Below are 9,697 nucleotides of genomic sequence, written 5' to 3' on the forward strand. Positions count from 1 at the left end.
GACTATGTTCAAGCAGTTCTTGCTCGAAGGGATCAAGGGGATCTATGGCGCCGTATGCTCCGTCTCATTGCCGAGAGATGGCTCTGCGATGAACCGGATATGACTTTTCTCAGGTACTGATATTGGGTCAGAGGGGTAAGGAAAGTAGCTAGGTGGGTGTTCGCTGTCTGAGAAAGGTTATAAACCAAAGCGTAGCTTAAATGCTTTACAAGATAGTGTAAGACCTTATTTGGATAAACTAACACCTTCTCCATGCAAGGTATAAACTTCCAACTGCTGTGAGTTGGATAAGGTAGTCTTCGATGCGTTAGGTTTGACGGAGGAGGAACAGCTTGAGGTATAACGGTGGTGGATCTAGTGAAGAAGAGATTGGTGAAGGCGAGGAGTGTGTGATTAAAGCGATGGGAGATTCAAGATGGAGAGAAATAGTGAAGTCGGGATAGAGACATCATCCAGTTCTAAACTCTGAGGGTTTGAGCTATGGCTGGAAGAACTAAAATTGAATGGACTGAGAGGACCTGGAATCCGGTTACGGGTTGTTCTAAGATAAGCCCCGGATGTACTCACTGTTATGCAGAACGATTTGCCCGCCGGCTTCAAAGAATGGGGAACCCAAGGTATAAAAACGGGTTTCGAGTAACCCTCCACGAGGACTTGCTTGATTTGCTCCTCCGGTGGAAAAAGCCCTCTATGATCTTCGTGAACTCTATGTCTGACCTCTTCCATAAGGAGGTTCCATCTCACTTCATCCGCAGAGTTTTTGAGACAATGGAAAAAGCGCATTGGCATATCTTTCAGATTTTGACCAAGCGATCAGCTCGGTTGAAAGAGTTGGCCTCGAGTCTCCCGTGGCCTTCCAATGTGTGGATGGGCGTAAGCGTGGAACTGCCTCAATATTACTTTCGGATCGAAGATTTGAGATGTGTTCCCGCAAGCGTCCGTTTCCTCTCGTGTGAGCCCCTTTTAGGAGCCTTGCCCGATTTACCCTTGGATGGTATTCATTGGGTGATCGTAGGGGGAAAATCAGGCCCTAATGCCCGTCCGATGAAACCAGAGTGGGTAGAGGACATCCGGAGGCAATGTGCTAAAGCCGGGATTCCGTTTTTCTTTAAGCAATGGGGCGGAATCCAGAAATGGAAAAACGGCCGGAAGTTAAATGGAAAGGAATATAACGAATTCCCAAATGATATCCAAATGCAGCTATTCTGACGGATACTCGATGCTACTCGAAAAATCGAGGAGGATGGGATGAATGAGGCAAAGGTGACCATATGGGTTGATGAGGTGAAGGGCCGGATCGATCCCAACATCTACGGCCACTTCGCCGAACATCTGGGAGGATGCATCTACGACGGGATATGGGTCGGTGAAAACTCGGAGATCCCCAACGAGGGGGGAATCCGAAAGGATACCGCTCAGGCTTTCAAGGAGCTATCCCCTCCCATCCTTCGATGGCCTGGAGGATGTTTCGCCGACGCATATCACTTCGAGGACGGCATAGGGCCGAGGGAAAAACGCCCAAAGCGGTGGAACATCTGGTGGGAACAGGAGGAGTCGAACCAGTTCGGCACGGACGAGTTCATAAGGTTCTGCAGAATGACGGGCGCGAAAGCCTACATCTGCCTCAACGTCGGTTCGGGCTCCATAGAGGAGGCCCTGAACTGGATGGAATATTGCAATTCCTCCGCCGATGTCCATTACGCCAACCTACGACGCCAAAACGGACAACCCGAACCCTACAACGTCGGATACTGGTCCGTGGGAAATGAAAATTGGGGTTGCGGCGGACCGTTCGATCCGGAGGATTACGGGAAGGTCTACCGTAGGTTCGTAAATTACCTCCGCAGGGCCAACCCGGACGTCAAATTCATCGCATGCGGAGGAGGGGCCGAGTGGAACGAGGGTTTCTTCAAAGGACTGGGAGACAGGCCCTATATGGTGGACTATCTCTCCATACACAGATACTTCCATGCGGGCAACGACGTGGATTTCTCCGACTTGGATTACTATGACCTGATGGCGCAGGTCAAATCGCTTGAGGATTACATAGAGCTTACGGCAAAGCAGATAGAAACCTTCGCTCGGGGACGGAAGAAGATCTGGATAGCGCTCGACGAATGGGGGGTGTGGCATCCGCAGGCCAGGGTTCCAAACGGGCTGTGGCAACAGAACACGCTCAGGGATGCCATCTTCGCCGCCCGTGTCCTGAACCTGTTGAACCTCCACTGCGATAAGGTCGGTATGGCCAACATCGCTCAGACGTTCAACGTGCTGCAGTGTGTCGCCTTCACCGAAGGGCCGAAGATGTGTTTGACCCCGACCTACTGGACGTTTCATATGTTCAAAGGACATATGGGAGCTGAGCTTCTGAGATGTGAGACGGATTCGGCGCTGACGTTTAAGGTCGACGGCGGAGACCTCCCCGCCTTAGATCTTTCAGCCTCTCGGAACGAGGGGGAGATCACTCTGACCCTGGTCAACCAGCATCTGACGGAGGATGTGAAGGTGAAGGTCGCTCCTATAGGAGCAAGGGCGAATAATTGCGCTATGAGGGTTCTAACGGCCGAGGATCCGAGAGCACATAACACCTTCGAGAGACCGGATGTCGTCAGACCTATGGAGGGAGAGTTTGAGGTTTCGGACGGGGAGGTTACCGCCCTGTTGCCCTCGAAATCCGTGGCACTTCTGGAGATTAAAACATGAGAGGAACTCTCTCTTTCGTCTGGCAATGATGGGGATGGTTCACAATCATGGTAACACTTTCGTAGGGCGGCACTTTATGTGCCGCCGTCTTCGGCGGGGGGTAAACCCCCGCCCTACGAGAAAAGCGTTACCATAATTCCCGAGGGATATGAACTATCCCGCAATGATGTGAGGTGCTATGAGGGTTTTAATCGTAGAGGACGACAGAAAGATCGCCGGCTTCATCGCTAAAGGGCTTCGCGAGGCCGGTTTCACCGTCAATTGTGTCTTCGGCGGCGAGGAGGGATTGCGCGAGTCGTTATACGGCAGCTACGATGTCATCGTGATGGATCTCATGCTTCCTCAGATGGACGGTCTGAGCATCATAGAGGAGATGAGGAGAAGGGGCGTATCGACGCCGGTTCTCATCCTGAGCGCCAAGCGATCGGTGGATGACAGGGTCAAAGGGCTTAACGTCGGCGGAGACGATTATCTGGTGAAACCCTTCTCATTCTCCGAGCTCTTGGCCCGCATTCATGCTCTGTTACGCCGATCGAGGGGTTCGGCCGAGCCTATGAAACTGTCCGTCGGAGATCTCGTCATGGATCTTCCCTCCAGAGAGGTGAGGAGGGGGAATGTGAGGATCGATCTCTCGCCGAGGGAGTTCTCGCTGCTGGAGTATCTGATGCGTAACGCGGGAAGGGTTGTCAGCCGATCGATGATACTCGAGCACGTCTGGGGATCAACTTCGATCCCTCGACCAACATCGTGGACGTGCATATCTGCAGGTTGAGGGATAAGGTGGATAGGGGATCTCCGAGAAAGCTGATCCATACCATCCGTGGGGTCGGATATGTTCTGCGTGAAGAGAATACGTGACCTGCCGAGAACGATCGCCTTTAAGCTCACGATCTGGTATGCCGTCATCTTCGCCATCTCCTCCTCCATCGCCTTCATCGTCTTTTACGTGATGGTGATCGGTAGCGTTCATGGACAGACCGATACCTACCTGTTGGACAAGGCGGAGGAGATGAGGTCTCTGCTCGCGTCAGAGGGATTGAAGGCGCTTGAGGGCGAGATAAACCGTGAGGCGAGGGCTTTGGGGACGAAGAGGGTTTTCTTCCGGCTGATCGGAAGAGATGAGAGGATCCTGGCCTCGTCCGATATCTCAGGGTGGAGGAGGATCGGAATTGATGGAGGGATGCTCAAGATGGCTCTGGCCGGCAAACCCGCTTTTAAAACGACTTCGATGATCGAATCGAGACAGCAACATCGCAGAGCTCGTATCCTCTACATCCCGCTGAGCGATGGGATGATCCTGCAGATGGGACTTTCGCTCAGGAACGAGGGAAAGCTTCTGGAAAGCTTTCGCGAGGTCTTCACCACGGCGATGCTGATCGTGATCACGATGGCCGGTCTGGGGGGATGGTTTCTCGCACATAGAGCTCTGAGGAGGGTGGCGGACGTCACCTCTGTCGCTCGGGAGATATCCAAGGGATCGCTTAAAAGCCGCGTGCCGCTGACGGGAACAGGGGATGAGATCGACAGGCTCGCTTCAACCTTCAATGAGATGCTCGATCATATCCAGAAGCTCGTGTCGGAGATGAGGGAGATCACGGATAACATCGCACATGATATGAGAAGTCCCATCACCAGGATACGGGGGAGCGCGGAGGTGGCGTTGATGCAGGAGAGAAGGGCGGAGGAATATCAGGAGACGCTGGCGGAGATCATCTCCGAATGCGATAGGCTGTTATCGCTGATAAACGTCACCCTGGATATCTCGGAGGCGGAATCAGGGCTGATGAAGCTGAATATGAAAAGGGTTGACCTCAGCGATATCGCACGAAGGATCGCTGAGATGTTCCGTCCAGTTGCCGAGGAGAAAGGGTTAAACCTGCAGGTTAAGGCCGAATCCGAGGTATACGTCATGGCCGATCCGAACAGACTCCTTCAAGCAGCCGCTAATCTCGTGGATAACGCCCTGAAATATACGCCTCCCGAAGGCGACATCACGCTTTCGGTCGATATGGAGGGGGATCATGCCGTCTTAGGGGTGAGCGATACGGGAGTAGGTATCCCACCCGAGGAGATCTCAAGGATATTTCGCAGGTTCTATAGGGGCGATCGAAGCCGATCAGGGGCGGGATTCGGTCTGGGTCTCAGCATCGCCCAGGCCATCGTCCACGCCCACGGCGGCGAGATCCACGTCGATAGCTCCCCAGGCGAAGGGAGTACCTTCAAAATCCTCCTCAAAGCCGCCATCCCAAATAACACCTCCTCAGGATGAGATCAGCGGGCCATACGGGGCAACTCGAAGCGCAGGGTAATGTGAGTTGTAAAGCGAATGATCCCCCGTCTCCCCGATAATTTTCCAGATCTTCGCCATCATCTCCTGGACAAGTCCCTGATAGGCGGGATCCCCAGCAAGGTTTTCCATCTCATACGGATCATCGTCCAGATTGTAAAGCTCATCGAAATCGAACCCGTTGAACACGAACTTCCACTCCCCATCCCACAACACCCGCTGCGTCAGCTTATATCGCGTGCCGTGATACTCGGCATATCCGGTGGCGAAGTTCGCCGACTTGCCCTCGGGGTCCCTCAAAACGGGTGTGAAGGATCGGGAGTCGGGCACATCTATCGGATCGAGGCCAACCATCTCCAGGAGCGTGGGGCATAGATCGTGAAGTCCAACCCTGGCGTTCGTGACGGCGCCCTGAGCCACACCGGGCCCGCAGATGATAAGCGGGATGTTATAAACCTCCTCGAAGGCCGAGTAGTTCTTGCAATACAGACCGTGAGCTCCCAGGAGCTCGCCGTGATCGGTGGTGAAGACGATTATTGTGTTCTCCAGCTCTCCTCTCTCCTCGATCAGATCGATGAGTTTGCCGAACTGCTGATCTATCTCGGTGATAGAGGCATAATAGCATGTGGCCGCCTCCCGTTTCTCCCTATCGGTCATATCGGCCCATGTTCTGGCGGCTTTCCGGTAGATCCCCGGCTTATCGCTCAGGTCATCGCGCGCGTTGGGCGGCAGTTGTATCGAGCCATAAAGCCGAAACGCCTCCTGACCTGCTATGAAGGGATCATGAGGCTCGGAGACGCTGACGAAACAACACCACGGATCCGAACCCCGCGTGACCTCGTCGAGGAATTTTAGCGCCAAGCTGGTAGTGATCCCCATCCCCCGTTCCTCAGGCGGCTGATCCACAACTCCGTATAGAAGCTTCTCCTGATATCCTGGGGGGAGATTGATCTTCCTTGAGAGAAGGTATCTGGGAGTTGATGAACATTTGAGGATTGAGCTCCTATGTTTTCTATAAAGCTCCCCTCCGCTGACGCCGTTGACCTGCCAGCCGAACCTCTCAAGCCGGTTCGTCCTCTCGATATGCCATTTGCCGAAATATCCGGTTCGATATCCGGCCTGAGCGAGTCTCTGCGCCCAATGGGGCTTTTCGGTTCGAAGACAGCTCTGATCGGGATCCACGCAGTGAATGACCTCCAGGACCCCGTGATTGTGTGGCAGGAGCCCCGTCATCAGACTGGCGCGCGCCGGAGAGCAAACGGCGTTAGGCGTGTAAGCTCGTCTGAACCGGACGCCGCGTGATGCCAGGCGGTCGAGGTTAGGCATTATACAGGGATTGTCGGGCTCCAGAACCCGTCCCTGCATTTGATCCGTCATGAGAAACAAGATATTGGGCCGTTTTGACATCTCAGATCTCCTTTCAAAACGGGCGTTCTCTGGGCGATCACAAAGTTTATTCCGCTCGGGCGGATAAGTCAAGGGGTGATCCTCTCATCCGCCTCTATCATGCCATCGCGAAGATGGATTATCCTTTTGGCGTGAGCGGCTATGTCCGCCTCATGTGTGACCATAATTATGGTGTTGCCCTGGCGGTTAAGCTCCTCGAAGATCCTCATTATCTCCTGGCTGGATTTGGTGTCGAGGTTTCCGGTGGGCTCGTCGGCGAAGATGATGGAGGGGTTATTGACGAGCGCCCTTGCTATAGCAACACGTTGTATCTGTCCGCCTGAAAGCTCGTTGGATCTGTGGTGTATTCTATCGCCCAAACCGACCGCCTCAAGCGCTTCTATCGCTCGCCTCCTTCTCTCCTTACGGCTTACGCCGGCGTAGATCAAAGGCAGTTCCACATTGTGGAGGGCCGTGGTTCTGGGCAGCAAATTGAAGGCCTGAAACACGAAGCCTATCTTCCTGTTCCGTATCTCAGCGAGCTTGTTATCCGACAGCTTCCCCACCTCCTCGCCCTCAAGCCTGTATAAACCCCTGGTCGGTTTAGCCAGGCAGCCGAGGATATCCATGAGGGTGGATTTCCCCGATCCGGAAGGCCCCATGATCGCCACGAACTCACCTCTCTCCACATCAAATGAGACTCCCCTGAGGGCATGAACCTCAACCTCTCCCATCCTGTATATCTTCCAGAGATCCCTGACCTCGATCAGCTTCATCTCTTGCCCTCCTTCTTCTCCCTTTCCCTTCTCTGTTTCTCCTTAAGCTCTCTGATCTTGGCAAGGGTGCTGATCGAGGGGACATAGACCTCATCTCCCTCCTTCAATCCGTCGAGTATCTCCACGGAAGTCTGGCTTCTCTCCCCTATCTTGACATAGGTCTCTATCCCCATAAGCGCTTCGCCCTTCTTTTGCCTCTCACGTATCTCCTTGCTCAGCTTAGCCTCCTCCTCAGGGGATTTTCGCATGACGTAGTGCTTCCTCTCGGATCGGACGCTGGCGAAGACATGTTCGATCTTCTCGCCGTCTTTCGTTATGATATGAAGGTTATAGCTTCCCGTTTGGAGGCCGATCTCTGTTTCATCTATGAAGATCTCCATGTTCTCATCTTTTCTATCGGGATATATAGCATTTACCTTACCGGGATACTTCTTGCCCATCAGGGTCTCCACTTCAACCCTATCGCCTACCTTGAATTTCCCCAGATCCTCCTTCTTAAGGGAAGGTCTTACGATCATAATGTCTTTATCCAGCACGGTCTCAATGGGGAGTTGGAGGACATCGTCTCTATCATCGACTATGATATCCACGTCGGCGGTCATTCCGGGGCGGAGCTCAGAGGGCGATCCGAGCACCTCGACGACGACCTCGAACTTGATCAGGTTATCCTTAAACTGGCCGCTCGGAGCGACTTCGCTGACCCTGCCCTGGTATACTTTGTCGGGGAAGGTGCTGACCCTAATCTCAGCGGGCTGTCCGACCTTTATCTTGCCTATATCGACCTCGTTCACGTAGACCTTAACCACCATTTTGGAGAGATCCGCTATGGTCATGATAGGCGGGATGGATGCGAAGGCGGAGCGGCCTGAGATGACGATCTCACCCTCCTCGACGTTGAGTTGGGTGACGATGCCCGACATCGGAGCCGTGATGGTCGTCCACGCGAGCCTCTCCTCCTGGTTTTTGAGATAGCTCTGAGCCCTGAGCAACGCCGCTTTGGCGGTTGTCTCGGCGAGCCTGTTTATCTCCTCCTCGGCCTTCGCCGCCTCTTTGAGATGATCCAGCTTCTCCTGGGCGGTCTGAACCTCCAAAAGGGCCTGCTTCTCCTGGGCTGCTCTTGCCTCTTTAAGCTTTTTGAGGTTGTCCTTCTGATATTGTAGGGTGGCCTGTCGGTTCTCGATCGCCTTCTGGCGCGCCTGGATGGTCTCCTCCTGTGACTGAATCACCTTTTTCTGAGCCTCGACGTTCTTGAGGGCGTTTTCGTATTGTGTCTGGGCGTTGGCATATCTGAGCTGAGCGTCCTCGACCTCCTTCTTGGCGACGAATTTCTTCTTGAAAAGCTCCCGCATCCTCTCATATTCGGCCCTGGCGTTTTCCAGATTCACCTGAGCCGATTTAAGCGTCGTCTCGTACTGTTTGAGTGTGATCTTCGCCTGCTCAAGGGCTATCTGAGCCTGGCGGAGCTGTATCATATCCTGTTCGAGGGCGTTTTCGGTGGCCTTTATCTCGGATTCGGCCTGAGCGATGAGCTGTGCCGATGTGGTCTTGGTCGCCTCATAGGCGGCCTTTGCGCTCTCGAGCGCCGCCTGATACTGCTTCAGTTGGCTCTGATATCTGGCTATAGCAAGCTCGGTGTTCTTCCGGGCCTGTTCGAGCTGAGCTTTGGCGGCGTTGACATCCGCCTCAGCCTGTTTTTTCTGCTCCAGGATCTGCCTATCATCTATCTTCATCAGGATCTGCCCCTTATGGACGTAATCCCCCTCTTTGACGTAGATCCTCTTTATCTCGCCCTCCACATTCGACTTGACATCGACCGATATGAGGGGCTCAAGGTTGCCGGTATCCCTTATCTTCACCACGAACCTGCCCCGTCTGACCCGTTCTACCCTTATATCGTCCTTATCGTTTGAACTATGGCGGAATTTAAAGAAGTAGAGGGCTCCACCGGTTATCATCAGTAAAATAACGATTCCGATCGCTGCCCTTCTGCCCCATCCTTTGACTCCCATCGTAGCTCCTCTTGATTTCCTCCTTATCTCCTGAGATAGGGACAGGAGGAGAATTTCAGCCTTCTGTCCCCTCCAGGATTTAGGAGAGAGGGGGAAGGTGAAAAAATCAAGGGTTCTTCACAAACTTACCCACAGTAAATCTGCTTAAAATGATTTTGAGTCATTTTAATCTCTTATTTTTTCAGGAGATTGAGACGTATTTCTTCCTTTTAGGTTTACGCTCCGGTGGAGATGAATCTCATAGCGAACCAGAGGTCATTTCTATGAGGAGCCCTATTATCTTTGTCATCTTTCATCTCTGCTTAAGGCCGCTGCTCCTTTTAGACTTGCCTCACGGACGCTCTCGAACTTGAATTCCCTTAAAGCCTCCCGCTTCAGATCCGAATACCCGGGTATGTCCGCCCCTCCCGTGACCTTTATGATTTCCTTCAAGGTGGCAAGGGCTCTGAACTCCTCGAGGGCTTCCTTCAGGAAAGTTATCATCGCCCAGGATACGGCATATAGCATATCCTCGCGTGTGGTCTTCAAGGTCAAGC

At 53.3% G+C, this 9,697-nt stretch carries 7 protein-coding genes and 1 pseudogene; 4 read left to right on the forward strand and 4 right to left on the reverse strand.

Annotated features, from left to right (window positions below):
* Nucleotides 1-480: 480 nt before the first annotated feature.
* From J7M22_15345 to J7M22_15360, 4 genes and pseudogenes are all read left to right on the forward strand, one after another.
* Nucleotides 481-1,209 (forward strand): phage Gp37/Gp68 family protein, encoded by a 729-nt coding sequence (locus tag J7M22_15345; protein ID MCD6507982.1) that lies wholly within the window; start codon nt 481-483, stop codon nt 1,207-1,209.
* 39 nt (nt 1,210-1,248) lie between these two features.
* Complete coding sequence (locus J7M22_15350) at nt 1,249-2,703, forward strand: alpha-N-arabinofuranosidase (protein ID MCD6507983.1); 1,455 nt, start codon at nt 1,249-1,251, stop codon at nt 2,701-2,703.
* Nucleotides 2,704-2,881: 178 nt separating this feature from the next.
* A pseudogene (locus tag J7M22_15355) lies at nt 2,882-3,561 on the forward strand (response regulator transcription factor).
* Nucleotides 3,536-4,972: a HAMP domain-containing protein gene (locus J7M22_15360; GenBank protein MCD6507984.1), complete on the forward strand. Its 1,437-nt coding sequence runs from the start codon at nt 3,536-3,538 to the stop codon at nt 4,970-4,972. Before J7M22_15355 ends, J7M22_15360 begins: the two are co-directional and overlap by 26 nt.
* Here the strand turns inward: J7M22_15360 and J7M22_15365 are convergent.
* The 4 genes from J7M22_15365 to J7M22_15380 all read right to left on the reverse strand — a co-directional run.
* On the reverse strand, nt 4,964-6,397 hold the full coding sequence (locus J7M22_15365; protein ID MCD6507985.1) for a sulfatase-like hydrolase/transferase: 1,434 nt from the start codon (nt 6,395-6,397) through the stop codon (nt 4,964-4,966). The two genes, J7M22_15360 and J7M22_15365, sit on opposite strands and share 9 nt — an antisense overlap.
* Before the next feature lie 68 nt (nt 6,398-6,465).
* Nucleotides 6,466-7,146 (reverse strand): ABC transporter ATP-binding protein, encoded by a 681-nt coding sequence (locus J7M22_15370; GenBank protein ID MCD6507986.1) that lies wholly within the window; start codon nt 7,144-7,146, stop codon nt 6,466-6,468.
* A 2-nt stretch (nt 7,147-7,148) separates the two neighbouring features.
* On the reverse strand, nt 7,149-9,161 hold the full coding sequence (locus J7M22_15375; GenBank protein MCD6507987.1) for an HlyD family efflux transporter periplasmic adaptor subunit: 2,013 nt from the start codon (nt 9,159-9,161) through the stop codon (nt 7,149-7,151).
* 285 nt (nt 9,162-9,446) lie between these two features.
* A partial coding sequence (locus J7M22_15380) for a hypothetical protein (GenBank protein MCD6507988.1) occupies nt 9,447-9,697 on the reverse strand: 251 nt, incomplete at its 5' end.

It is taken from the genome of Candidatus Poribacteria bacterium (genome assembly GCA_021162805.1).
In the GTDB taxonomy this organism is placed as follows: Bacteria; Poribacteria; WGA-4E; order B28-G17; family B28-G17; genus JAGGXZ01.

Excerpts from the sequence above, each read along its gene's own strand:
- J7M22_15365 (MCD6507985.1), bottom strand. The coding sequence starts at position 6,397 with ATGTCAAAACGGCCCAATATCTTGTTTCTCATGACGGATCAAATGCAG.
- J7M22_15360 (MCD6507984.1), top strand. The coding sequence starts at position 3,536 with ATGTTCTGCGTGAAGAGAATACGTGACCTGCCGAGAACGATCGCCTTT.
- J7M22_15345 (MCD6507982.1), top strand. The coding sequence starts at position 481 with ATGGCTGGAAGAACTAAAATTGAATGGACTGAGAGGACCTGGAATCCG.
- J7M22_15375 (MCD6507987.1), bottom strand. The coding sequence starts at position 9,161 with ATGGGAGTCAAAGGATGGGGCAGAAGGGCAGCGATCGGAATCGTTATT.
- J7M22_15350 (MCD6507983.1), top strand. The coding sequence starts at position 1,249 with ATGAATGAGGCAAAGGTGACCATATGGGTTGATGAGGTGAAGGGCCGG.